Annotated in this window: 23 protein-coding genes; 10 read left to right on the plus strand and 13 right to left on the minus strand. The window is 67.0% G+C overall.

The window, feature by feature from the left end; all coding sequences use genetic code 11:
• Window positions 1-111 precede the first annotated feature (111 nt).
• Complete coding sequence (locus ACLE20_RS03790; protein WP_410938892.1) at window positions 112-831, plus strand: Crp/Fnr family transcriptional regulator; 720 nt, start codon at window positions 112-114, stop codon at window positions 829-831.
• 95 nt (window positions 832-926) lie between these two features.
• Here the strand turns inward: ACLE20_RS03790 and ACLE20_RS03795 are convergent, their stop codons facing one another.
• From ACLE20_RS03795 to ACLE20_RS03815, 5 genes are all read right to left on the minus strand, one after another.
• Window positions 927-2,627, minus strand: a complete 1,701-nt coding sequence (locus tag ACLE20_RS03795; RefSeq protein WP_410938893.1) for a dihydroxyacetone kinase family protein — start codon at window positions 2,625-2,627, stop codon at window positions 927-929.
• Between the two features lie 220 nt (window positions 2,628-2,847).
• Window positions 2,848-3,270, minus strand: coding sequence for an arsenate reductase (glutaredoxin) (gene arsC, locus ACLE20_RS03800; RefSeq protein ID WP_410938894.1), 423 nt, complete (start codon window positions 3,268-3,270; stop codon window positions 2,848-2,850).
• A 2-nt stretch (window positions 3,271-3,272) separates the two neighbouring features.
• On the minus strand, window positions 3,273-4,307 hold the full coding sequence (gene arsB / locus ACLE20_RS03805; RefSeq protein WP_410938895.1) for an ACR3 family arsenite efflux transporter: 1,035 nt from the start codon (window positions 4,305-4,307) through the stop codon (window positions 3,273-3,275).
• 3 nt (window positions 4,308-4,310) lie between these two features.
• Window positions 4,311-4,757 (minus strand): arsenic resistance N-acetyltransferase ArsN2, encoded by a 447-nt coding sequence (gene arsN2 / locus ACLE20_RS03810; protein WP_410938896.1) that lies wholly within the window; start codon window positions 4,755-4,757, stop codon window positions 4,311-4,313.
• Window positions 4,754-5,107: an ArsR/SmtB family transcription factor gene (locus ACLE20_RS03815; protein ID WP_410938897.1), complete on the minus strand. Its 354-nt coding sequence runs from the start codon at window positions 5,105-5,107 to the stop codon at window positions 4,754-4,756. The genes arsN2 and ACLE20_RS03815 overlap by 4 nt, the downstream gene beginning before the upstream one ends.
• A gap of 173 nt (window positions 5,108-5,280) precedes the next feature.
• On the opposite strand from ACLE20_RS03815, the gene ACLE20_RS03820 reads away from it, so the two are divergent.
• The 3 genes from ACLE20_RS03820 (at window position 5,281) to ACLE20_RS03830 (ending at window position 7,984) form a co-directional block, all read left to right on the plus strand.
• Window positions 5,281-5,985 (plus strand): RibD family protein, encoded by a 705-nt coding sequence (locus ACLE20_RS03820; protein ID WP_410938898.1) that lies wholly within the window; start codon window positions 5,281-5,283, stop codon window positions 5,983-5,985.
• Between the two features lie 128 nt (window positions 5,986-6,113).
• Window positions 6,114-7,082 carry a LysR family transcriptional regulator gene (locus tag ACLE20_RS03825; RefSeq protein ID WP_410938899.1) on the plus strand — a complete coding sequence of 323 codons (969 nt, stop codon included), beginning with the start codon at window positions 6,114-6,116 and terminating at the stop codon, window positions 7,080-7,082.
• Between the two features lie 146 nt (window positions 7,083-7,228).
• Window positions 7,229-7,984, plus strand: coding sequence for an SDR family NAD(P)-dependent oxidoreductase (locus tag ACLE20_RS03830; RefSeq protein ID WP_410938900.1), 756 nt, complete (start codon window positions 7,229-7,231; stop codon window positions 7,982-7,984).
• A 60-nt stretch (window positions 7,985-8,044) separates the two neighbouring features.
• On the opposite strand, the gene ACLE20_RS03835 is transcribed toward ACLE20_RS03830, so the two are convergent.
• Genes ACLE20_RS03835 through ACLE20_RS03845 form a run of 3 tightly spaced genes read right to left on the minus strand, consistent with a single transcriptional unit; the run spans window position 8,045 to window position 10,774 of the window.
• Window positions 8,045-8,821 (minus strand): SDR family oxidoreductase, encoded by a 777-nt coding sequence (locus ACLE20_RS03835; protein WP_410938901.1) that lies wholly within the window; start codon window positions 8,819-8,821, stop codon window positions 8,045-8,047.
• Window positions 8,822-8,825: 4 nt separating this feature from the next.
• Entirely contained in the window at window positions 8,826-9,974 is a 1,149-nt protein-coding gene (gene dgoD / locus ACLE20_RS03840) for a galactonate dehydratase (protein ID WP_410938902.1), read from the minus strand.
• Window positions 9,971-10,774, minus strand: coding sequence for a FadR/GntR family transcriptional regulator (locus ACLE20_RS03845; protein ID WP_410939137.1), 804 nt, complete (start codon window positions 10,772-10,774; stop codon window positions 9,971-9,973). Before ACLE20_RS03845 ends, dgoD begins: the two co-directional genes overlap by 4 nt.
• Window positions 10,775-10,975: 201 nt before the next feature.
• On the opposite strand from ACLE20_RS03845, the gene ACLE20_RS03850 reads away from it, so the two are divergent.
• The 4 genes from ACLE20_RS03850 to ACLE20_RS03865 all read left to right on the plus strand — a co-directional run bounded on the left by ACLE20_RS03850 (window position 10,976) and on the right by ACLE20_RS03865 (window position 15,387).
• Window positions 10,976-11,959: an arabinose ABC transporter substrate-binding protein gene (locus tag ACLE20_RS03850; RefSeq protein WP_410938903.1), complete on the plus strand. Its 984-nt coding sequence runs from the start codon at window positions 10,976-10,978 to the stop codon at window positions 11,957-11,959.
• A 63-nt stretch (window positions 11,960-12,022) separates the two neighbouring features.
• A complete protein-coding gene (araG, locus tag ACLE20_RS03855) occupies window positions 12,023-13,552 on the plus strand; it encodes an L-arabinose ABC transporter ATP-binding protein AraG (RefSeq protein WP_410938904.1) in 1,530 nt (509 codons plus the stop codon).
• Complete coding sequence (araH, locus tag ACLE20_RS03860) at window positions 13,552-14,502, plus strand: L-arabinose ABC transporter permease AraH (protein ID WP_410938905.1); 951 nt, start codon at window positions 13,552-13,554, stop codon at window positions 14,500-14,502. Before araG ends, araH begins: the two co-directional genes overlap by 1 nt.
• Before the next feature lie 6 nt (window positions 14,503-14,508).
• Window positions 14,509-15,387, plus strand: coding sequence for an aldose 1-epimerase (locus ACLE20_RS03865; RefSeq protein WP_410938906.1), 879 nt, complete (start codon window positions 14,509-14,511; stop codon window positions 15,385-15,387).
• A 22-nt stretch (window positions 15,388-15,409) separates the two neighbouring features.
• On the opposite strand, the gene ACLE20_RS03870 is transcribed toward ACLE20_RS03865, so the two are convergent.
• Window positions 15,410-16,426, minus strand: coding sequence for an NADP-dependent oxidoreductase (locus tag ACLE20_RS03870; protein ID WP_410938907.1), 1,017 nt, complete (start codon window positions 16,424-16,426; stop codon window positions 15,410-15,412).
• An 89-nt stretch (window positions 16,427-16,515) separates the two neighbouring features.
• Between ACLE20_RS03870 and ACLE20_RS03875 the strand changes: the two genes are divergently transcribed.
• Both ACLE20_RS03875 and ACLE20_RS03880 read left to right on the plus strand, forming a co-directional pair.
• A complete protein-coding gene (locus ACLE20_RS03875) occupies window positions 16,516-17,424 on the plus strand; it encodes a LysR substrate-binding domain-containing protein (RefSeq protein WP_410938908.1) in 909 nt (302 codons plus the stop codon).
• A gap of 79 nt (window positions 17,425-17,503) precedes the next feature.
• The gene (locus ACLE20_RS03880; protein WP_410938909.1) at window positions 17,504-18,226 is read left to right on the plus strand and encodes an SOS response-associated peptidase; all 723 of its coding nucleotides are present in this window, start codon (window positions 17,504-17,506) and stop codon (window positions 18,224-18,226) included.
• Between the two features lie 54 nt (window positions 18,227-18,280).
• Here the strand turns inward: ACLE20_RS03880 and ACLE20_RS03885 are convergent, their stop codons facing one another.
• The 4 genes from ACLE20_RS03885 to ACLE20_RS03900 are packed head-to-tail and all read right to left on the minus strand — an operon-like array spanning window position 18,281 to window position 22,569.
• Entirely contained in the window at window positions 18,281-19,165 is an 885-nt protein-coding gene (locus tag ACLE20_RS03885) for a ribokinase (RefSeq protein WP_410938910.1), read from the minus strand.
• Window positions 19,162-20,037, minus strand: coding sequence for a MurR/RpiR family transcriptional regulator (locus tag ACLE20_RS03890; RefSeq protein WP_410938911.1), 876 nt, complete (start codon window positions 20,035-20,037; stop codon window positions 19,162-19,164). Before ACLE20_RS03890 ends, ACLE20_RS03885 begins: the two co-directional genes overlap by 4 nt.
• Window positions 20,034-21,014, minus strand: coding sequence for an ABC transporter permease (locus tag ACLE20_RS03895; RefSeq protein WP_410938912.1), 981 nt, complete (start codon window positions 21,012-21,014; stop codon window positions 20,034-20,036). The genes ACLE20_RS03890 and ACLE20_RS03895 overlap by 4 nt, the downstream gene beginning before the upstream one ends.
• Before the next feature lie 40 nt (window positions 21,015-21,054).
• On the minus strand, window positions 21,055-22,569 hold the full coding sequence (locus ACLE20_RS03900; RefSeq protein ID WP_410938913.1) for a sugar ABC transporter ATP-binding protein: 1,515 nt from the start codon (window positions 22,567-22,569) through the stop codon (window positions 21,055-21,057).
• Window positions 22,570-22,602: the final 33 nt, after the last annotated feature.

Here is a 22,602-nt window from a genome sequence, read left to right on the forward strand (position 1 = left end):
GGGCACGCACCGAAGTCGTGGTTGGCGGCGCGGCCTGTTATGCTGTATCATGCTTCATGCTCCGGCTCGTCGTGGCACGAGAGCGGGCTCTTCTCCGCCAAGGATGCGCAGATGACGCCGCTCAGCCAGACGAGCATCCGCAACCGCCTGTTGCGGGCTTTGACAGTCGATCAGTTTGCGAGCCTCGCGCCGCATCTCGAGCCTTATGTTCTGCCACTGCGCCACATGCTGGTCGAGGCCAATGTACCAACTGCGCATCTCTGGTTCATCGAAAGCGGGCTCGCCTCTGCGATTGCAACCAATGATGACCGGGAGGAGATCGAGGTCGCGCATATCGGTCGCGAGGGGATAACCGGGCTCCATCGTCTGCTGCACGTCGAGGCGACGCCGAACCGGACCTTCATGCAGGTCGAAGGCACCGGCTTCAGGGTCTCCTTCGCGGCAATGGGCGCGCTGTTCGACAGCGACAAGGGCGTGCGTGACCTGCTGCTGCGCTATGTCTTCGTCAGCGCGCTGCAGATGGCGCATTCCTCTGTCGCCAATGCACGCTACACGATGCATGAGCGGCTCGCGCGGTGGTTGCTGATGTGCCATGACCGAGTCGATGGAGACCATCTGCAGCTGACGCACGAATTTCTCTCTCTGATGCTCGGCGTGCGCCGCTCTGGCGTGACCGCCGAGCTGCATGTGCTCGAAGGCATCCACGCCATCAAGGCCACCCGCGGCGATGTCCAGGTGCTCGACCGCACCCGGCTGGAAAACATCGCCGGCGGCAGCTATGGCGCGCCGGAAAGGGCCTATGACCAACTGATCGGCAGCCCTGCGTCTTGAGCCGAACCGCCGGTCTGCACGGCTAAACGGGCGCACCTCATTCGGATTGCATGACATCCTGCATCCGGCTGCCCCTTCAGCGACCGATCCTCGTATTATCGGGCGAGATGCCGTCCCGCCGTCGTCGCACAGAGCGCCAGCGAGACGGCGCCGGCATCGCGGTGGCCGAGGCTGCGCGCGGCAAGCGGCCGGGCGCGGCCGAGCTTGGGGGTCAGCTTGGCCGTTTCGACCGCAGCGGCCTCCGCGGCCTGCGCGGCGGCCTCCCAGGCTTCGGCCAGAAGACGACCTTCGCCGAAGCGCTGCTCCAGCGTCTCGACGAAGGGGATCAGCGCGTCGACGAGCGTTTTGTCGCCCGGTTTGGCGCCGCCGAGCCGGGTCACGCCGGACAGCGCCAGCCGTGCGCCGTCAACGACCGCTTGCGGCGTGATCGGCCCTTCGTTGGAGAAGGCCTGGCTCCAGGCGCGCAGCAACACGCCCCAGAGGACGCCCGACGTGCCGCCCGCCCGGTCGGCCCAGGCATCGCCCGCCGCCTCCAGCAGGCTGCGCGCACCGGCACCGGCGCTCAGCGCCGCCTTCGCCGCCTCGTGGGCCGCGGCCGAACCGCGCGCCATGCCCTGGCCGTGGTCGCCGTCGCCGGCCACCGCATCGATGCGGCCAAGCTCGGCTTCCGCCTCCACCAGCGTGGACGCAAGGTCCTTGAGCAGCGCCGCAAGACAGCGGGCATCAGCCTGCGAGGCGGCATCGGCCGGCGGATAGGCGACCGCTTCATCCGCCTCCTCCCCGGCAAAGGGCACCACGACATGGCCCTCACGCCGGGTGAAGGCGGCACTTTCGCACGGGGCGCGCCAGAGCCGCTCCAGCGCCTCGTCCAGCCACATGAGGGTCAGCGAGCAGCCCTGCATGTCGAGACTGGTGACGAATTCGCCAACCTCCGGCAGGACGATGGCCAGCCCGGCCGCCTCGATCCGGGCGGCCACATGGGTATAGAGCAGGAAGAGCTCCTCATACTTCGTCGCGCCGAGACCGTTCAGCACCAGGGCGACCCGTGCCGCGCCCTCCGGCCGTTCCGCGAGCAGCCGGTCGACCAGCAGGCGAGCGAGATCGAGTGCCGGCAGGATCGCCTGATCGTCGATGCCCGGTTCGCCGTGAATGCCGAGGCCGAGCGCCATGCGCCCCTTGTCGACGGAGAAGAGCGGCCCCGCAGCCCCCGGCAATGTGCAGCCGGCAAAGGCGACGCCGAAGGACACGGTGCGCTGATTGGCATGCCGGGCAACAGCCTCGACGGCATCGAGATCCAGCCCCTCCTCCGCCGCGGCGCCCGCGATCTTGAAGACGACCAGGTCGCCGGCAATGCCGCGCCGGCTCAGATGCGCCTCGGCCGGTCCACTGGCAACATCATCGGTGACTGCCAGCAGCCGCACATCGATGCCCTCGGCCCTCAACCGCTCGGCCGCCAGGCCGAAATTCAGGACATCGCCCGCATAATTGCCATAGCCGAGCAGCACGCCGCCGCGGAGATCCGCCTGCCGGCAGAGGCGGGCGACGGCCGCCGTGGAGGGCGAGGCGAAGACATCGCCGGCAACGGCGGCATCGGCGAGACCCTGGCCGACATAGCCGGCAAAGGCCGGATAGTGGCCGGAGCCTCCGCCCACCACCACCGCCACCTTGCCTTCAGTCCGCGGCGTGGCGCGCACCACGCCGTTGCGCACCGCGCGGACATAGCGGCCATAGACCGCCGCGAAGCCCTCAAGCGCCGTCGCTGCGAAATCCTCCGGCCTGTCGAAAATGGTGGTCATGCAGTCCTCCCCTTGGCGCGAGGCGCACCGCCTCCAACCTATACTCGGCGCGGAACGGGCAACCGCCGGCCCGCGCAGAGCGGGCCGGACGGCGAGATCGATGCGGGCCTGGAGACCGCCTCGTCACATTCCCCGCGCCGTGCCAGTATCTCCCTATCTGGCGCGGCGCGCAGATTTTTTCCACCGTCCGGAGGACGATCGCCGGGCGGGTTGCCCGCACTCAGACGAGGCGCTTGTTGTCCGCGTCGAGCACGGCTTCGCCGTCCTCCTTGCTGAAGGGACCGCGTGCCGTCTCCGGCAGGATCTCCAGCACCCGCTCCGAAGGGCGGGACAGGCGCGTGCCGAGCGGGGTCACCACGAAGGGGCGGTTGATGAGGATCGGATGGGCCAGCATGGCGTCGATCAGTGCGTCGTCGCCGAGCGCCGGATTGTCGAGGCCGAGTTCGGCATAGGGCGTGCCCTTTTCGCGGATCGCCTCCCGGACGGTCAGGCCCGCATCGGCGATCATCGCCCGGAGCTTTTCCCGGCTCGGCGGCGTGGCGAGATAGTCGATGATGGTCGGCTCGATCCCACTGTGGCGGATCAGCGCCAGCGTGTTGCGCGAGGTCCCGCAGGCGGGATTGTGGTAGATGGTGACGTCCATGCTCAGATCTCCTTCTCGGCGACAAGGCGAACGGCGCGGCCGCGCTCGTACCAGCCGCGGCTGTGATTGACGATGGCGACCACCGAAAGCATGACCGGCACCTCAATGAGGACACCCACGACGGTGGCAAGGGCGGCGCCCGACTGGAAGCCGAAGAGGCTGATGGCGGCGGCCACCGCCAGCTCGAAGAAATTCGAGGCGCCGATGAGGGCCGAGGGACCTGCCACGCAATGAGCCTCGCCGCTCATGCGATTGAGGAGATAGGCGAGCCCCGAATTGAAATAGACCTGGATCAGGATCGGCACGGCGAGCAGCGCGATGATGCCCGGCTGCGCAAGGATCTGCTCACCCTGGAAGCCGAAGAGCAACACCAGCGTGGCGAGCAGCGCCGCGAGCGACAGCGGCTGCAGGCGCGCGGCAAGTCCCGCCGCGTCGGTGACGCGACGCAGGAGTTGCGTGACCACGACGGGCAGCACGATATAGAGCAGGACCGAGAGGATCAGCGTGTCCCAGGGCACGGAAATGGCAGACAGGCCGAGCAGCAGGCCGACGATGGGCGCGAAGGCGACGACCATGATGGCATCGTTGAGCGCCACCTGGCTCAGCGTGAAATGCGGTTCGCCCCTGGTCAGGTTCGACCAGACGAAGACCATGGCCGTGCAGGGAGCGGCGGCGAGCAGGATGAGCCCGGCGATATAGGAGTCGACCTGCGCCTCCGGCAGATAGGGCCGAAACAGCCAGCCGATGAATAGCCAGCCGAGCAGCGCCATGGAGAAGGGCTTGACCGCCCAGTTGATAAAGAGCGTCACGCCGATGCCGCGCCAGTGGCGCCCGACCTGGCCGAGCGCGGCGAAATCGATCTTGAGCAGCATGGGGATGATCATCAGCCAGATCAGCATCGCCACCGGCAGATTGACCCGCGCCACCTCCACGGCCGCGATGGCCTGGAAGACGCCGGGCATCAGATGGCCGAGCGCGATTCCGACGACGATGCAGAGGGCGACCCAGAGGGTAAGGAACCGTTCAAAACTGCTCATGGCTCAAGCCTTCATGCGGTTAACGAGAAGGGAGGCGGACGCGGGACAGAGATGCTGGGCCTGCCGGGACTGGCGGATCGCTGCCGGTGCCTCGGCGCGATCGACACGGGCAAAGCCGAGCCGCTCGAAGAAGGGCGCCGCCCCCTTCGTCAGGAGATAGAGTTCGGAGACGCCGAGACGGCTGGCCTCGGTTCGCAATGCGGAAACGACGGCCTGGCCATGCCCCTGTCCACGCCTTTCCGGAAGGACGACGACCGACCGTAGGAGGGCGACCGTCCCATGCAGCTCGAGGCCGCCGAATCCGATCGTGCCGCCATCATCGTCGAACCGATGAAAATGCCGGCCGGGCTCGGCGAGGTCGTCGACCGGCAGCCGCGCGGCCGAGAGGGCCGCGCGAAGATCGGCGGCGGCCGGATCGATCGGCGTGATCGCGAGAGCCGTCTCGCTCATGGGACCTTCGCTTCCTGAGGCGCGCAGCAAACCGCTTCAGCGGCGGCGGGGGCGCAGATCTCGGGATGGCCGGAGCAGCAGTCTTCCATCAGGAAGCGGACGAGCGCGGCCAGCGAGGGATAGCTGGCGCTGTAGATGATCGAGCGCGATTCGCGCTTCTGGTCGATCAGGCCCGCCCGGTCGAGCTCCTTCAGATGAAAGGAGAGGCTGGAGGGCGAGAGCCCGAGCGCCTCGGCGATCGCCCCGGCCGCCATGCCGCCGGGACCTGCGACCACCAGCATCCGCACGATCTGCAGCCGGGTTTCCTGCGACAGGGCCGAAAAGGCAGCGAGCGCCTGATGATCATCCATAATTCCACATCCATTGAAATATCGAATTATTCCTATGTCAGTCTACGCTCAAAGGCAAGAGGCAGTCTCCAGCCGGCGGCCCACGCGTCGCGCCCGACCTTTCATCTTGCGGCCGGGCTGGCCGGCGCTACCTCCACGAGCAAAGCCATAATGCGCATTCGAAAGGTCTCGCCATGAAGCCCACTCTGATCTGCCTGATGATCACCTCGCCTGACGGCACGCTGCATCCGAGCCGGCTGACGAAAAGCCCGGACGGGAGCCGCTCCGACTGGTCGAAGCTCTACGACCAAGTCCATGCCGACCATGGCGGCGATGCCTGGATGGTGGGCCGGACGACGATGGCCGAGATCTCCAAGGCCGGTCCCCATCCGGTGGACGGTCCGCATGCGGTCACGCGCCCCGCCCATTTCGCCGATCGGTCCGCCAAGAGCTTCGCCATCGCCATCGACCGCGGCGGCAAACTGCATTTCGACAAGGGCGACCTCTATGGCGACCATGTCGTCGTGCTCCTCGGCCGGGATGTGCCGGACAGCCATCTGGCGGAGCTGGCGAGCGACGGCGTGTCCTACCTCGTCTCCGAGAGCGACGAGATGGACATCGGCGCCATGCTGGAGACGCTGAACGGCGAGCTCGGCATCTCCCGCATCCTGCTGGAGGGCGGCGCCGGCACCAATGGCGCCCTGCTCGCGGCGGGCCTGGTGGACGAGATCAGCCTCGTCGTCGCGCCCGCGCTCGATGCGCGCAAGGGCGCCGACCGGGTAATCGAATTCGGCGAAGAAGGTCTCGCCGGCAAGGTGGAGCTCAGCTTGCTCAGCTGCACGCCCCTCTCCCACGGCGCGATCCACCTGCGCTACAAGACGCAGGCGCCCTCTGCCTGAGGCAGCGTTCGACGACGCTGTCGGGCGCCGAGGTGCCCGCTTCGCTTGGTCGGAAACCCCTTACAGGAAAAGGCCAATCCGCTAGAAGACTAGGTGGGCCGTGCGCCCCGAGAGCCGGAGGGGTTGCCATGGACCAGATCCTTGCCTTGCGCAGCTTCGTGCGCGTGGCCGAAGCAGGCTCCTTCGCGCGGGCGGCGGATGGGCTCAACCTGCCGCGCTCGACGGTCAGCAAGCTCGTCCAGGATCTGGAAGCCCATCTCGGCGCGAAACTGGTGGAGCGTACGACCCGTGCGGTGACGCTGACCGCCGAGGGTGCCGCTTATCGCGCCCGCGCGCTGTCACTGCTCGCCGATCTCGACGAGATGGACCGCTCGATCGCCGGCGCTCGCCAGGCACCGCGCGGGCCGCTGCGCGTCGACGTCGGCTCGATCCTCGCAAGCGAGGTGCTGATCCCCGCTCTCTCCGCGTTCGAGGCGCTCTATCCGGAAATCGAGCTTGCGCTCGGCGTGACCGATCGCGCAACGGATCTGATCGGCGAAGGCATCGACTGCGTGATCCGCGGCGGGGCGCTCAGCGACTCGACCATGAGGGCCCGCAGGCTCTGCGAGCTCGACTATGTCGTCTGCGCGGCGCCCGCCTATCTCGCCGGCCGCCCGCTGCCCGAGACGCCGGATGCGCTCGAGGGGCACCGCATCATCGGATATTTCTCCGCATCCTCCGGGCGGCGCTTTCCTCTGCGCTTCCTGAAGGGGGAAGAGCGCTTCGAGCGCGAGGCCGGGCCCGGCCTCTCCGTCAACGAGAGCACGGCGCATCTCGCCTCCGTTCTCGCCGGCCTCGGCATCGCCCAGACTTTCGGCTTCCTCGCCCGGCCGCATATTGCGAGCGGACGACTGGTCGAGCTCCTGCCGGGTTGGGCGCCGGACAATCACGTGCTGCATCTGGTGGCGCCGGCCGACCGCTTTCCCAATCCACGGCTGCGCGCCTTTGCCGATTGGGCGGCGACCCTCTTCGCTGGGATCGACGCCCGCCGCGGATGGGCGCCGGAGGCGGGATCATCCACCCCGATGGATAGTGTCTCCACCCGCAGCGCCTTCTAGCGCCCCGACTGAGATCCTAGCTTCTTCAGCATCGGACGGTGCGCGGCGCAGACGATGCCCGCGCCCCTCACCGACACTCAATACCCAAACCCAAGGCCGGGCCCGCCCGGGCTGCGCGTCTGCGCGCCGGCCGCAAGGAGAAGACCATGAGCAAGAGACTGAAAGACAAGATCGCCGTCATCACCGGCGCCACCAGCGGCATCGGCCTTGCCTCCGCCAAGCTTTTTGCCGCGGAAGGCGCGACCGTCTACATCACCGGCCGGCGCAGGGACGTGCTGGACAAGGCTGTGGCCGAGATCGGCGAAGGCGCCATCGGCGTGCAGGCCGATTCCAGCCGGAGCGAGGATCTGCAGCGTCTTTTCGACCAGGTGAAGCGTGAGGCCGGACGGATCGACGTGCTCTTCGTCAATGCCGGGGGCGGCACCATGCTGCCGCTCGGGCAAATCACGGAAACCCAGATCGACGAGACCTTCGGGCGCAACGTCAAGGCGGTGATCCTGACCGTGCAGGCCGCCCTGCCGCTGCTTCAGGGTGGCGGATCGGTGATCCTCACCGGCTCGACCACCGGCACGGAGGGCACGGCCGCCTTCAGCGTCTATTCCGCCTCCAAGGCCGCCGTGCGCAACCTCGCCCGCTCCTGGGCGCTTGACCTCAAAGGCAGCGGCATCCGCGTCAATGTGCTTTCTCCCGGCGCAACGCGCACGCCGGGGCTGGTCGAACTGGCCGGAGACGATGCCGCCGCCCAGCAGGGCCTGCTCGACGCGCTCGCCGCGCGCATCCCGCTCGGCCGGGTCGGCGAGCCGGAAGAGATTGCCAAGGCCGCCCTCTTCCTCGCCTCCGACGATGCGAGCTTCGTCAACGGTGCCGAACTCTTCGCCGATGGCGGCCAGGCCCAGGTCTGACGTCGAGACACTTTCTTGAAAGCGACGGGCCGCGGCGATGCTCCGCGGCCGCATCCCCCGTCAGGGGTGGTGCAGCACGCTCAAGCCCCCATCGACCGTCAGGCAGGTGGCGGTCATGAAGGGGCATTCGTCGGAGATCATGAACAGCGCCGCCATGGCGATCTCCTTCGGCTCGGCGATGCGGCGGCCGGGGTGAAGCTTCATGGTCTCCGCCTCGGCTGCTGCCGGATCGGGAAAGCCGTTCCAATAGTCGATCACCTTCTGGGTGCGCACATAGCCGGGCGCCAGCGCATTCACCCGCACGCCCTTATCGGCATATTCGAGGCCCAGCGCCTTGGTCATCCCGAGCAGGGCATGTTTGGCGACCGGATAGGGGAAGGTGTGGGGGATGATGGTGAAGGCGTGGGTGGAGGCGATGTTCAGGATCGAGCCGCCGCCGGCCGCGATCATGCCCGGCAGCACGGCGCGGCTGCAGTTCCAGGCACCTTTGAGGTTGATGTCGAAACAGCGCGTCCAGTCCTCGTCGCTCAGGGAGAGCGCTTCGGAGAAGACGTTGACGCCGGCGTTGTTGACCAGCGCGTTGAAGGGCCCGATCTCGCCGGCCGCCGCGTCGATCGCCGCTTTTACGCCCGGCGCATCGGTAATGTCGGCTGTGGCGGCGGCGATGCGGCCGCCCTGCTTCCGCAGCCGCGACGCCTCGTTTTCAAGCAAGGTCCCATCCCGGTCGATGAGTAGCAGGGCAGCGCCTTCGGCCGTGAAGGCCTCGGCGATGGCAAGGCCGATGCCCTGGGCGGCGCCGGTGATGACGATGCGTTTGCCAGTCAGACGATCTGCCACGACCTTACCACTCGGCCACGCTGCCATCGGCATGGCGCCAGACGGGGTTGCGCCAGCGATGGCCTTCACGCGCCCGCTCGATGACATAGTCCTCGTTCACCTCGATGCCGAGACCGGGGCCCTGCGGGATCGAGACGAAGCCATCCTCATAGTGCAACACCTCCTTGTTGGAGATATAGTCGAGGATGTCGTTGCCGGTGTTGTAGTGGATGCCGAGGCTCTGCTCCTGGATGAAGGCATTGTGGCTGACGGCATCGACCTGCAGGCAGGCGGCAAGCGCGATCGGCCCCAGCGGGCAGTGCGGCGCCAGCGCCACATCATAGGCCTCTGCCATGGCGGCGATCTTACGGCATTCGGTGATGCCGCCGGCGTGCGAAAGATCGGGCTGGAGGATATCGACATAGCCGTCGGCGAGCACGCCCTTGAAGTCCCAGCGCGAATAAAGCCGCTCGCCGAGCGCGATCGGCGTCGAGCAGTGATTGGCGATTTCCTTCAGCGCCTCGCGGTTTTCCGAAAGCACCGGTTCCTCGATGAACATCAGCTTGAACTGCTCGAGTTCCTTGGCAAGCACCTTGGCCATGGGGCGGTGAACCCTGCCGTGGAAATCGACGCCGATGCCGATATGCGGGCCGATCGCATCGCGGATGAGCCCGATGGTCTGCACCGCCTTGTCAAGCTTCTCATTGGTGTCGACGATCTGCAGTTCCTCGCAGCCATTGAGCTTGATGGCCTTGAAGCCGCGGGCCACGACGTCGCGCGCATTGTTGGCGACATCGGACGGCCGATCGCCGCCGATCCAGCTATAGACCTTGATGCGATCGCGCACCTGGCCGCCGAGCAGCGAGTGGATCGGCGCGCCCAGCGCCTTGCCCTTGATATCCCAGAGCGCCTGGTCGATGCCGGCAATGGCCGACATATGGATCGCGCCGCCGCGATAGAAACCAGCGCGGTACATGACCTGCCAATGATCCTCGATCAGGAAGGGGTCCTTGCCGATCAGATAATCTTCCAGCTCGTGCACCGCCGCCTGGACGGTGAGCGCCCGGCCCTCGACCACCGGCTCGCCCCAGCCGGAGATGCCCTCGTCCGTCTCGATCTTCAGAAACATCCAGCGCGGCGGGACGATGTAGGTGGTGAGCTTGGTGATTTTCATGAGGGGGCTCGTTCTGACTGCGGCCGGGCGGAGCGCTCGGCCGGTATGGGATGTTTCTTGACGGCGATGGCGAGGTCGCGCGCCGCGACGTCGAGCATGCGGTCGACGCAGCGGCGCGCGGCCGCCTTGTCGCGCATGCGCAGGGCTTCGACCAGCTGGCGGTGCAGCTCCACCGCCTCGCCGCGCGCATCCGCCGCCTCGTTGGAGGCATGCAGCGAAAATTCGAGCGCGGCCTGGATGATGTTGACGAGTTGCAGGAAGACCTGGTTGTGGCTGGCCTTCAGCAGCGCGGCATGGAAGGCGACATCGGCCTTGGTGAAGGCTTCGAGGTCGCCTTCGGCGTCGCGCATCCACTCCCAGGCCCGCTCGATCTCCGCCACCTCCTGCATGGTGGCGCGCTCCGCGGCGAATTCGGCGGCGAAGGGCTCCATGGCGCGCCGCGCATCGAGCACGCAGCCGAGGAGATCGAGTTCGAAGATCCGCGGGCCGATCCAGTCGAGCACCTGACCGTCGAGGATGTTCCACTCCTCCTTGCCGCAGACGACGGTGCCGACCCGCGAGCGTCCGCGCACCAAGCCTTTCGATTCAAGGATTTTCAGCGATTCCCGGATGACGGTGCGGCTGACGCCGTAGCGCAAACACAGCTCCGCCTCGGTGGGCAGGAAGGCGCCGACGGCGAAGACCTCGGCGAAAATGTCGGACGCGATGGCCCGCGTCACATTCTTCTGGACGCGCGGACGCCGCAGGGCGACCTCCCCCTGCTCCGCCTCCAGGCGCTCCGTGAGCTTGTCTGCGGCCATGTCCACCCACTCCTCGACCGCGCTGTCGCGCGGCTCCGATCCGTGACCTGTTTCGCCGACGAAGGCAACGGCCGAATCCGACATCAGCTCTGCCATATCGGACCAGCTTTTGCAATTCATCATACAACGCCAATTGACGGTTATGATGAAACGCATTATCCGATAGGTGCTGCTCAGGCAGTCAAATTGGGAGAGAGACAAATGGAAATGTTCAGGAAAGCGCTGCTCGCCGGCGCCGTGCTCATGATGGCTGCCGGCTCCGCCTTCGCGGCCGACGTCAAGATCGGCTTCATTGTCAAGCAGCCGGAAGAACCCTGGTTCCAGGACGAATGGAAGTTCGCCGACGTGGCCGCCAAGGAGAAGGGCTTCACGCTGGTCAAGATTGGCGCCGAAGACGGCGAAAAGGTTCAGTCGGCGATCGACAATCTCGGCGCGCAGGGCGCCCAGGGCTTCATCATCTGCACGCCCGACGTCAAGCTCGGCCCGGGCATCGTCGCCAAGGCGGCCGCCAATGATCTCAAGGTCATGACGGTCGACGACCGGCTGGTCAATGCCGATGGCAGCCCGATCGAAGACGTGCCGCATATGGGGATTTCTGCCACCAAGATCGGCGAGGCGGTCGGCCAGACCATCGTCGAGGAGATCAAGAAGCGCGGCTGGGATATGAAGGAGGTCGGCGCGATCCGCGTCTCCTACGACCAGCTGCCGACTGCCGTCGACCGCGTCGATGGCGCGCTTTCGGTGCTGAAGGCTGCCGGTTTCCCCGAAGCCAACATCTTCGATGCGCCGCAGGCCAAGACCGATACGGAAGCCGCGCTGAACGCCGCCACCACCGTGCTCAACAAGAATGCGGGCATCAAGCACTGGGTTGCCGTCGGCCTGAACGACGAAGCCGTGCTCGGCGCCGTGCGCGCCAGCGAGACGGTCGGCATTCCCGCCGACAGCATGATCGGCGTCGGCATCGGCGGCGCGGATTCGGCGATCAACGAGTTCAAGAAGCCCACCCCGACCGGCTTCTTCGGTACGGTCATCATCTCGCCGAAGCGGCATGGCTACGAGACGGCGCTCAACATGTATGACTGGGTCGCCAACGACAAGGAACCGGAAAAGCTCACGCTGACCGCCGGCCAGCTCGCGCTTCGCGACAATTACGAGGCCGTACGCAAGGATCTCGGCATCGAGTGATCCGAAACAGGATCAGACCTGCCCGGCGGCAAGCCGCCGGGCCATTCCGCTTCCGGTGAGACCATGCAGAGCTTTCTCGACTTTAGAGGCCTTTCGAAGGCCTATCCCGGCGTGCAGGCGCTGTCGGACGTCTCCTTTTCGGTCGCCAAGGGCGCGGTCCATGGGCTGATGGGGGAGAACGGCGCCGGCAAGTCGACGCTGATCCGCCTGCTCTCCGGCGACCAATCCGCCGATAGCGGCGAGATCGTCATCGACGGAGTGCCGCAGCGCTACCGCTCGGTCGGCGATGCCTTCCAGGCCGGCGTCATCGTCATCCACCAGGAACTGCAGCTCGTCCCGGAACTGACGGTGGCGGAGAACCTCTGGCTCGGCCGGTTCCCGGGGCGCGCCGGAGTGATCGACCGGGCGCGGCTGCAGGGCGTCGTGCGCGACAAGCTTTCCGAGATCGGCATCGACATCGACCCCGATGCCAAGGTCGCAAGCCTCTCGCTCGGCGAGCGGCAGATGGTCGAGATCGCCAAGGCGGTGATGGCCGATGCTCGCGTCATCGCGCTCGACGAGCCCACCTCCTCCCTCTCCTCGCGCGAAAGCGAGATCCTCTTTGCGCTGATCGACCGGCTGCGGGCGCAGGGCAAGGTCATTCTCTATGTCTCGCACCGGCTGGACGAGATCTTCCGCCTCTGCGACAGCCTGACGGTGCTGCGCGACGGCAAGCTCGCCGCCCACCACCCCGAGATCGCCTCGGTCACCCGCGACCAGATCATCTCCGAAATGGTCGGCCGCGAGATCGCCAATATCTGGGGTTTTCGCCCGCGCACCCAGGGGGCCGTCCGCCTTGAGGTCAAGGATATCGCCGGCCGCAAGCTGCGCCATCCCTTGAGCTTTACCGTGCGCAAGGGCGAGATCCTGGGCCTGTTCGGCCTGATCGGCGCCGGGCGCAGCGAGGCGGCGCGGCTGATCTATGGGGCGGACAGCCGCTCTCAGGGCACGGTCAGCATCGATGGCGTGGCGGTCAGGCCCGACAGTCCGCCGGACGCGATCCGTGCTGGCATCGTGCTCTGCCCGGAAGATCGCAAGGCCGAAGGCATCGTCCAGGGCCGCAACATCGAGGAGAACATGGCGATCTCCTCGCGCCGTCACTTCTCGCCCTTCGGAATCCTCCAGCCGAAGAAGGAGGCGGAGCTTGCCGAGCGCTTCATCGCCAAGCTCAGGGTGCGCACGCCTTCCCGCCGGCAGGACATCGTCAACCTTTCGGGCGGCAACCAGCAGAAGGTCATTCTCGGCCGCTGGCTCTCCGAACAGGGTGTCAAGGTGCTGATCATCGACGAGCCGACCCGCGGCATCGATGTCGGCGCTAAGTCGGAGATCTACGACATTCTCTACGAACTCGCCTCCGACGGCATGGCGATCGTCGTCATCTCCAGCGAACTCCCCGAGGTGATGGGCATCACCGACCGGATCCTGGTGCTCTGCCAGGGGCGGGTGGCCGCGGATCTTCCGCGCGACCAGTTCGACGAGCGCCGCATCCTGGCGGCCGCCCTGCCCGATATTGCCAATGCCAGCGAACTTCCCAACCAACAGGTCCATGCGTGATGACGTCCTTGAAGAAACTCCTCCTTGGCGAACAGGGCCTGGTCGTCATCTTCGCGATCGCCTTTGCCATCGTCGCGCTGACCGTTCCGAACTTCCTGACCGAGCGCAACATGCTCGGCCTGCTGCAGTCGGTGGTCACGATCGGTATCGTCGCCTGCACCATGATGTTCTGCCTGGCCTCGCGGGACTTCGACCTGTCGGTGGGCTCGACCGTTGCTTTCTCCGGCATGGTGGCGGTCATGGCCTCCAATGCCACCGGCTCGATCCTGATGGGGCTGATCGCCGCCCTGCTCTGCGGGGGTGCCGTCGGGCTCGTCAATGGCGTGGTTATCGCCCGCTTTCGCATCAATGCGCTGATCACCACGCTCGCCACCATGCAGATCGTGCGCGGCCTCGCACTGATCGCCTCGGACGGCCGCGCGGTCGGCATCAATGATCCGGGTTTCTACCAGCTGGCGCTGTCGAAATTCCTGGGCATACCGACGCCGATCTGGGTGATGGCGCTGTTCTTCCTCATCTTCGGCTTCATCCTGAACCGCACCGTCTTCGGCAAGAACACGCTGGCGATCGGTGGCAATCCGGAGGCCTCGCGGCTGGCGGGCGTCAGAGTATCGTCCATGCGGATCTGGATCTTCGCCCTGCAGGGCCTCGTCTGCGCCGTGGCCGGCGTGCTGCTTGCCTCGCGCATCACCTCCGGCCAGCCCAATGCGGCGACGGGGCTGGAGCTTTCGGTCATCTCGGCCTGCGTGCTCGGCGGCGTCTCGCTGGCCGGCGGCCGTGCGGCGATGACCGGCGTCATCGTCGGCGTGCTGATCATGGGCATTGCCGAAAACGTCATGAACCTGCTCAACATCCAGGCCTTCTACCAATATGTGGTGCGCGGCCTGATCCTGCTGCTCGCCGTTCTCCTCGACAATCTCCGCTCGGCCGCAGCAGGCCGGCGGACCTGACGCGCGGTGGACGAGGACCGCATCCGCCTGCAAAAGGGCGGGCTTACCCTGGAGGTGAGCCCGGTGGGCGGCGCGATCCTCTCCGCGTCCTTCGAAGGACGATCCATTCTGCAAACGGTGCCCTCGCCGGGGCTTGCGACGCAGGTCTTCGGAGGCGAGGCCTGTTTTCCGCTGGTGCCCTTTGGCAACCGGATCGAAGGCAATGGCTTTCAGATCGACGGCCGAGACTATCACCTTGCGCCGAACACTGCCGACCCGCTGGTGCTGCATGGCGATGGCTGGCTCCGCCACTGGGCGCTGGCCGAACGTTCCGAACACTCCATCACCCTGACCCTGCATCATCCGGCGGATGCCGGCTCGCCATACCACTACAGCGCCGAACAGGTGATCGCGCTAACCCATGACGCGCTCGTCGTCCGGCTGTCCGTCACCCATCACGGGCAGCAGCCGCTGCCCTATGGCCTCGGCTTCCACCCCAATTTTCCCCGAACGCCGGCGACGCGCCTGACGGCTGAGGCCGAAACCTACTGGACGGAACGCGCGCAACACCTGCCGAACCAGCCCCTGCCCCTGCCAGCCGATCTGCGGATCGATCAGGGCACGCGGTTGCCGGCTCGCTGGCTCAACAATGCGCTCGATGGCTGGGGCGGCACGGCGCGGATCGACTGGCCGGAAATTGGCCTGGGCGTCACGCTCACCACCGAGCCGCTCTGCCGCCATCTCGTCGTCTACGCCCCCTCGCCCGAGCAGCCCTTCGTCAGCATCGAGCCCATGACCCACCGCCCCAATGCCCATCATGCCGGCGCGGAGGCCGGCTTGGTTCTGCTGGCGACGGGCGAGAGCCTGCATGCCGCGATGACGCTGCGGGTCGAGCGATCCGGCTGACCGCTCGGCCTCCCGGTCCCCTCTACGCGACGGTCAGCACGATCTTTCCCTGCAGGTGACCTTCCGCCGCCCGCCGATGCGCGGCAGCGGCTTCGGAAAGGGGGAAGGTGCTGTCGATCAGCACGCGGAGCGCGCCGGTGTTCAACAAGGCGCCGATTTCCTCGAGCTGGGCGCCGCTCGAGCGGACCTGCGTGGTCGACACGGTGATGCCCCTGCGTTCAGCCTCTTCCGCGCCATCGAAGCCGAGCGGGAAGATGGGGAAGAGCGCGCCGCCCGGCCGGATGCAGGCGAGGAAGCGGCGGCTGGCCGCCCCGCCGACGGCATCGACGACCAGATCGACCTCCCCGACGCTCTCCTGCGCCTTCTCGCGCATATAGTCGATGACCTGGTCGGCGCCGAGGGCGCGCAGCATGGCGGCGTGCCGGCCGGACGCGACGGCGATGACCTGCGCCCCCTGCCGCTTGGCGATCTGCAGCGCCAGATGGCCGACGCCGCCAGCGGCCCCATTGACCAGCACCGTGCGGCCATCGAGCGGCACCGGCTCATGCGGATGCGGCTGGAGGGGATTTTGCACCGTATGGCCGACAGAGACCAGAAACTGCCAGGCGGTGAGCGCCGACATAGGTGCGGCAGCGGCCTGGACATGATCGATACCGGCCGGCCTGTGAGCGAGTTGCGCGGCGGGAACGCTGACATACTCGGCATAGGCCCTGCTGCCGCCAGCGAGCCCGCTCGGAAAGCGGACCATGGCATAGACGGCGTCGCCTTCCGCAAAGCCGGTCACACCCTCGCCCACCGCTTCGACCACGCCGGAGAGATCGGTGCCGGGGATGACCGGGAAGGACAGTTTCGGCTGCCACTCCGGAGGCAGCATGGCATAGCCCTCCCGCAGATACCAATCCGGCGGATTGAGACCCACGGCGTGCACGCGCACCAGCACTTCGCCCGGCACCACCTCCGGGCGCGGCACGTCCTCATAGCGCAGCACGTCCGGCCCGCCGGCCGCATGAAACTGCACAGCCTTCATCATCACGCTCATCCGAGCCTCCTCACGCATCAACTGGTCGGGGAGATCTAACGATCGCACACCATCTTGATAATCAGGCCACAATTCGTTTCATTCATGCCATGACGGAACAAATGTCCTTCGATCGGCTCACCGGGTTGATCGCTTTTGCGCGGGCGGCCTCCATGGGAAGTTACACCGCGGCGGCGCGCGCCCTCGGCATTTCGCCCTCGGCGGTGAGCAAGAGCGTGCAGCGGCTGGAGCTCAGGCTCGGCCTGTCGCTCTTCGTGCGCACGACGCGGTCGCTGACGCTGACGGCCGAGGGGCAGGCGCTCTACGAGCGGGCGCTGGCGCTGCTTGCCGAAGCGGAGGCGATCGAGCAGACGGCCCTGGCCGCGCGCGCCGAGCCCTCCGGCCGGCTGCGCATCGCCGCCTCGCTGGCGCTCGGCATCCACTGGATCGCCCCGGCCCTGCCGGCCTTCAAGGCGCGCTATCCGAAGGTCAGCATCGACCTGCGCCTCTCCGATCATCTCGCCGATCTGACGGCGGAGGGGATCGATCTCGCGGCGCGCATCGGGGCGCTCGAGGAGTCGCGCCTGCTCTCCCGCCGCCTGGCGCCCGTCCGGCTCGCAGCCTATGCCGCCCCCGCCTATCTCGCTCGTCGCGGCACGCCGACCCATCCCGACGAGCTGGACGGGCATGAGACGGTCAATCTCCGCTATCAGAGCAGCGGCCAGCTCTTCCGCTGGCCCTTCCGCATTGCCGGGCAACGCGTGGAGCGCCTGCCCTCCTCCGGGCTGGTCGTGGATGCCAGCGATGCGCTGGTGGCGGCGCTGGCCGCCGGCGGCGGCATCGGCATGGTGGCGAGCTTCATGGCCGCACCGCTGGTCGCGCGCGGCGTTCTGGTTCCCGTGCTGACGGACTTTGCGGTGGAGGGGCCGACGATCACGCTTCTCTGGCCGCAGAGCCGGCGCGCCAATCCGGCGCTGCGCGCTTTCCTCGACCATCTGCAGCAGCAGAGGCCCGACTGACAGCGACGGCGAACGAAGCGGCCGGCCGGGCTTGCGTCGTCCGCCGCAATTGCCGACAGTGCGGGCGGAGGGCGGAGCCATGTGCAATCTTTACAATGTTACCACGAGCCAGGCAGCGATCCGCGATTTCACGCGCGCGGCCCGCGATATCCTTGGCAATATGGAGCCGTCGATCGACGTTTATCCGGATCGCCTGGCGCCGATCGTGCGCAATGCGGCCGATGGCGTGCGCGAGCTCGCCGCCGTGCGCTGGGGCCTGCCGAGCTCGCGCCAGGCACTCTACGAGGCGGCGTCGAAGCGGGCGGACAAGCTGCGGGCCAAGGGCAAGGATGTCGATTTCGACGACCTTCTGAAGATGGAGCCGGATGGCGGCACGACCAATATCCGCAACACGGCCAGCCAGCACTGGAAGCGCTGGCTCGGCGTCGAGAACCGCTGCGTCGTGCCGCTGACCCGCTTTGCCGAGCCGGACCCGGCCAGCAAGCCGGAAGGCGGCCGCACGCCGAATGCCTGGTTTGCCGGCGATGCCAGCGAGCCGCTGATGGCCTTTGCCGGTCTTTGGGTGAAGGACTGGACGAGTGTGCGAAAGGTCAAGGAAGGGCTGATCACCACCGATCTCTACGCCTTCCTCACCTGCTCGCCGAACAGCGTGGTCGGCGCCGTTCATCCCAAGGCGATGCCGGTGATCCTGAAGACGGCGGACGAGATCGAGGCATGGTTGAATCTGCCCTGGGACGAGGCGAAGGCCCTGCAACGCCCGCTCCCGGACGACGCCCTGATCCGCCTGCCCTCCCTCTCTTGAACAGACCTTCAACGAGCGAGCCCGTCCGAGCGCGATGCCGGAAGGTTATTTCGTCTAACGCTCCGACTCGGGCGTCGCCACCAGTTTGGCGGCGGCGCGGTTTGCCGCATCGAGCGCCGCTTCCAGCGTCTCGCCCCGGGCAAGCGCCGCAGCGAGCACGCCGATGAATTCGTCGCCGGCGCCATGGGTGCTTTCCACCTTCACCTTGACCGGCTCGATCGCGATGTCCTGCCCATCCTCATCGATCGCCGCGACCCCGGCACCGCCGGCGGTGACGACGACACGCGGGAAGCCGGGCTTCAGTCGGCGGGCGGCCGCCAGCGCGCCCTCCAGCGTCTCGACGACATCGGTTCCGGAGAGCATTTCCGCCTCGACCGCATTGACGACCAGCACATCCACCTGCGCCTTCAGCGCCTCCGAAAGCGGCCGGGCCGGCGCGGCGTTGAGCAGTACGAGGCCGCCTGCCGCCTTCGCCCGCTCGGCCGCCAGCACATTTGCCGCGTCGGGCACCTCGTTCTGGAGAACGAGGATGGCGGTCTCCGTGATCAGCGCCGAGGCGGCGTCGAGCTCCTTTTCGCCGAGCTCGAGATTGCTGCCGGAGACGATGACGGCGCCGTAATCGCCCTCCTCGTCGAAGATCGCGACGCTCATACCGGTGGACCGGCCGGCCGTGCGGGTGACGAAGCGGTGGTCGACCCCCCGCCGCTCGAGATTGTCGAGCAGGAAGCGGCCGAACTCATCTTCCGCGACCGCGCCGATCATGGCGGCCCGCGCCCCGGCCCTCGCGGCGGAGACCGCCTGGTTGCCGCCTTTGCCGCCACTCTTCGGATGCCAGGCGGAGCCTGTCACGGTTTCGCCCTTGCGCGGCCTGCAGGGCCCGAAGACGGCGATATCGTAATGCAGGCTGCCGAAGACGGTGACGCGGGGCGCGAGGTTCATGTGAGGCGATCTTTTCGTTTGGAACTAACGGCGGACATAGTCTTGTGGAGATTGTGCTCGGCGGCGCGGTAGTCGCGCTGCGCGACGGCGACGAAGATCGCGTCGAGAATGTTGAGCTGGGCAATGCGCGCCGCAGCGTTTTCGCCCATCAGCGGCGATCCCTGCGCGGTCGAGCAGAGCACGACGTCGGCCGCCTGAGCGAGCGGCGAGGCCCCGTAATTGGTGATGGCGATGGTGCGCGCGCCGTTTCGCTTGGCAAGCTGGATGCCTTCCAGCACCGCCGTCGTCTTGCCGGAATGGGAAAAGCCGATGGCAATGTCGCCCTCCTTCAGCAGCGCGGCCGACATCAGCATCATGTGGCTGTCGTCGAAGACATTGGCGCGTACCCCGATGCGCAGGAATTTGTGGGCCACGTCCCGCGCGATCTGTGCCGAACCGCCGACGCCGTAGAAATCGCGCTGCGCACCGGCATGGATCAGATCGGCCGCCTTGTCGAAGGCGGCGAGATCGAGGATCGCCAGCGTTTCCTCCAGCGCGTGGATCGAAGTGCGGAACACCTTCTGGATGATCTCCTGCGAGGTGTCGTCGACGGACAGCTCCTTGTGCATTTCCGCCGTCGGCTGGCTGTTATAGAGGCTGACGGCAGCGCGGAAGTCGCGAAAACCCGAGAAGCCGAGCTTCTTGGTGATCTTGACCACCATGGCCTCCGACACGCCGGCCTCGACGGCGATGCTCTTCAGCGAGGTCTCCTCGTTGAAATCCTTCAGGCCGAACACCGTATCGACCACCTTCGCTTCGAGAGGCGTCAGCAGCGGCATCATCATCCGGATGCGCGGGCCGACCGCCTTCATGTCGAAGCTTTCAGAATTCATTCCCGCCCCCTCGTTGCACGATCGATCATCATCGCGACGAGGATTATAAGGCCGGTGGCGAGCAGTTGATAGAATGCCTGCACATTCATGAGGGTAAGCCCGTTGCGCATGGCGCCGAGGATGATCGCGCCGAGGATCGTGCCGACGATGCTGCCCTTGCCGCCCATCAGCGAGGCCCCGCCGATTGCCGCAGCCGCAATGGCATCGAGCTCCCAGAGATTGCCGAGGATCGGCTCCGCCGCGCCGAGCCGGCCGATGAGGATCAGCGAGGCAAGCGCCGCGAGGCCGCCGGAGATGACATAGGCGGTGATCTTGGTGCGGGCGATCGGAACGCCGGCGACATAGGCCGCCTCCTCATTGCCGCCGACCGCCAGCAGATATTCGCCGATCGGCGTCTTGGTGAGCAGTACCCAGGCGGCAAAGGCGATGACGGCGACGATGAGGATCGGCGTCGGAACGCCGAACAGCGTACCGTTGAAGAGCGCGCGGAAGCCGGGCGGAATGCCGAGCACCGGATTGCCGCCGGTATAGATGAGCGCCAGCGCCCGGTAGGTGCTGAGCGTGCCGAGCGTGACGATGAAGGGCTGCAGGCCGACATAGGCGACGAGCACGCCATTGATGAAGCCGCAGAGAACGCCGATGCCGAGCCCGGCGAGGATCGCCAGCGGCACGGGCGTGCCGGCAAGCAGCAGGGTGGCGGTGATGACGGCGGAGACCGCGGCCGTCGGCCCGACGGAAAGGTCGATGCCGCCGGAAATGATGACCAGCGTCATGCCGAGCGCGAGACAGGCATTGATGCTCGACTGCTGCAGGATGTTGATCAGGTTGCGCTCCGACAGGAAGCCCGGAACCAGCGCGGCGAAGACCGCCATGATCACCACGAGACCGATCAGCGTGCCGGCATCGCGCAGCGAGAAGGAGAAGCGGCCGGAGCGCGCGGCGGTCGTTTCGCCTGGCGTGGCAAGGGTCGGGGTCATGGTGAAGTCCTATCGGTCTCAAACGGTCGGTTGGGTCGCGTCAGGCGGCAGGTGCCGCGTCCTGCGAGACGCCGGGAATGGCATGGGCGACGATGGCATTTTCGGTCAGTCCCTCATGTCCGAGCTCGGCGGCGATCTGCCCGTCGCGCATCACCAGCACCCGGTCGGAAAGCCGGATCACCTCGGGCAGTTCGGAGGAGACGACGACGATCGAGCGGCCCTCAGCGGCGAGCGCCTCGATCAGCGTATAGATTTCCGCCTTGGCGCCGACATCGATGCCGCGGGTCGGCTCGTCGAAGAGCAAAATGCGGGATTGCGCCGCCAGCCAGCGGGCGATGATCGCCTTCTGCTGGTTGCCGCCGCTGAAGAGGCGGATCGGCCGGTCGAGCAGGAAGGGGCGCAGATTGACCCGGCGCAGGAGGTCGGACGCCGTTGCCTTGAGCCGCCGGCTGGCGACGAAGCCGCCCTTGGAGAAGGCCGGCATGGAGGCGAGCGCCATGTTCATAGTCACGGAGCGGCCGGGGACGATGCCGTCGCGCTTGCGCTCCTCGGGCACCAGCCCGATGCCGGCGGCGATCGCATCGCGGGGCGTCGCCAGCGTCACCGGCCGCCCATCGATCTCGATACTGCCGCTGGAGAGGCGATCGACGCCGGCGATCAGACGCAGGAGCTCGGTGCGGCCGGAGCCGACCAGGCCGGCAATGCCGACCACCTCGCCCTTGCGGACGCTGAAGGACACATCGCGGATCTTCGGCGAGGTGAGATTGCGGGCCTGAAGCTGGACGATGTCGGTGGCATGGGAGAGATGCCGATCCTGCATCAGCTCGCGCCCGACCATCAGCGTGATGACATCGCGATGCGAGACCTGATTGAGGTCGACGACATCGACCAGCCGCCCGTCGCGCATGATGCTGGCGCGCTCGCAGATGCGGAACACCTCGTCCATCTTGTGGGAGACATAGACGATCGAGACGCCGGAGCCGGCGAGCTTGGCGATCACCTCGGCCAGACGCTCGAACTCGCTCGGCGTGAGGCTCGAGGTCGGCTCGTCCATGGCGATGATGCGCGCCTTGTCGAGCAGCGCCCGGCCGATCTCGACGATCTGGCGCTGGGCGACCTTGAGCGTCGAGATCGGGGCGGCAGGGTCGATATTCGGGTCGAGCATGGCCAGCGCCTCGGCCGCGCGGCGCTCCTGCTCGCGGCGGGCGACCAGCGCTCCGCCGAGGCGGGTGATCGGGTGGCCGAGGAACATGTTCTGCGCCACGGTGAGATGCGGCACTTGCTGCAGCTCCTGGTGGATCATGGCAATGCCGGCGAGCCGCGCATCCATCGGCCGGCGGAAGGAGACGGTCTCACCATCGACGAGCAGGCTGCCCGAGGTGGGCTTGAAGACGCCGGAGAGGATGCGCAGGAGGGTGGACTTGCCGGCCCCGTTTTCGCCGAGCAGGCCGTGGATCTCGCCGGGGCGGACCGAGAAGGACACGTCCGACAGCGCTTTCACGCCGGGAAAGGTCTTGGTGATGCCTTCGAAGCGCAAACGGTCAGCGGTGCTCATGTCGATCCTCCTGGCGCCTGAAGCGATGCGGGA

It is taken from the genome of Rhizobium sp. YIM 134829 (assembly GCF_046546455.1).

What these genes read in the sequence shown, in the direction of transcription:
- ACLE20_RS03790 (WP_410938892.1), top strand. Translation starts at nt 112, where the DNA reads ATGACGCCGCTCAGCCAGACGAGCATCCGCAACCGCCTGTTGCGGGCT.
- ACLE20_RS03795 (WP_410938893.1), bottom strand. Translation starts at nt 2,627, where the DNA reads ATGACCACCATTTTCGACAGGCCGGAGGATTTCGCAGCGACGGCGCTT.
- arsC (WP_410938894.1), bottom strand. Translation starts at nt 3,270, where the DNA reads ATGGACGTCACCATCTACCACAATCCCGCCTGCGGGACCTCGCGCAAC.
- arsB (WP_410938895.1), bottom strand. Translation starts at nt 4,307, where the DNA reads ATGAGCAGTTTTGAACGGTTCCTTACCCTCTGGGTCGCCCTCTGCATC.
- arsN2 (WP_410938896.1), bottom strand. Translation starts at nt 4,757, where the DNA reads ATGAGCGAGACGGCTCTCGCGATCACGCCGATCGATCCGGCCGCCGCC.
- ACLE20_RS03815 (WP_410938897.1), bottom strand. Translation starts at nt 5,107, where the DNA reads ATGGATGATCATCAGGCGCTCGCTGCCTTTTCGGCCCTGTCGCAGGAA.
- ACLE20_RS03820 (WP_410938898.1), top strand. Translation starts at nt 5,281, where the DNA reads ATGAAGCCCACTCTGATCTGCCTGATGATCACCTCGCCTGACGGCACG.
- ACLE20_RS03825 (WP_410938899.1), top strand. Translation starts at nt 6,114, where the DNA reads ATGGACCAGATCCTTGCCTTGCGCAGCTTCGTGCGCGTGGCCGAAGCA.
- ACLE20_RS03830 (WP_410938900.1), top strand. Translation starts at nt 7,229, where the DNA reads ATGAGCAAGAGACTGAAAGACAAGATCGCCGTCATCACCGGCGCCACC.
- dgoD (WP_410938902.1), bottom strand. Translation starts at nt 9,974, where the DNA reads ATGAAAATCACCAAGCTCACCACCTACATCGTCCCGCCGCGCTGGATG.
- ACLE20_RS03845 (WP_410939137.1), bottom strand. Translation starts at nt 10,774, where the DNA reads ATGGCCGCAGACAAGCTCACGGAGCGCCTGGAGGCGGAGCAGGGGGAG.
- ACLE20_RS03850 (WP_410938903.1), top strand. Translation starts at nt 10,976, where the DNA reads ATGGAAATGTTCAGGAAAGCGCTGCTCGCCGGCGCCGTGCTCATGATG.
- araG (WP_410938904.1), top strand. Translation starts at nt 12,023, where the DNA reads ATGCAGAGCTTTCTCGACTTTAGAGGCCTTTCGAAGGCCTATCCCGGC.
- araH (WP_410938905.1), top strand. Translation starts at nt 13,552, where the DNA reads ATGACGTCCTTGAAGAAACTCCTCCTTGGCGAACAGGGCCTGGTCGTC.
- ACLE20_RS03870 (WP_410938907.1), bottom strand. Translation starts at nt 16,426, where the DNA reads ATGAGCGTGATGATGAAGGCTGTGCAGTTTCATGCGGCCGGCGGGCCG.
- ACLE20_RS03875 (WP_410938908.1), top strand. Translation starts at nt 16,516, where the DNA reads ATGACGGAACAAATGTCCTTCGATCGGCTCACCGGGTTGATCGCTTTT.
- ACLE20_RS03880 (WP_410938909.1), top strand. Translation starts at nt 17,504, where the DNA reads ATGTGCAATCTTTACAATGTTACCACGAGCCAGGCAGCGATCCGCGAT.
- ACLE20_RS03885 (WP_410938910.1), bottom strand. Translation starts at nt 19,165, where the DNA reads ATGAACCTCGCGCCCCGCGTCACCGTCTTCGGCAGCCTGCATTACGAT.
- ACLE20_RS03890 (WP_410938911.1), bottom strand. Translation starts at nt 20,037, where the DNA reads ATGAATTCTGAAAGCTTCGACATGAAGGCGGTCGGCCCGCGCATCCGG.
- ACLE20_RS03895 (WP_410938912.1), bottom strand. Translation starts at nt 21,014, where the DNA reads ATGACCCCGACCCTTGCCACGCCAGGCGAAACGACCGCCGCGCGCTCC.
- ACLE20_RS03900 (WP_410938913.1), bottom strand. Translation starts at nt 22,569, where the DNA reads ATGAGCACCGCTGACCGTTTGCGCTTCGAAGGCATCACCAAGACCTTT.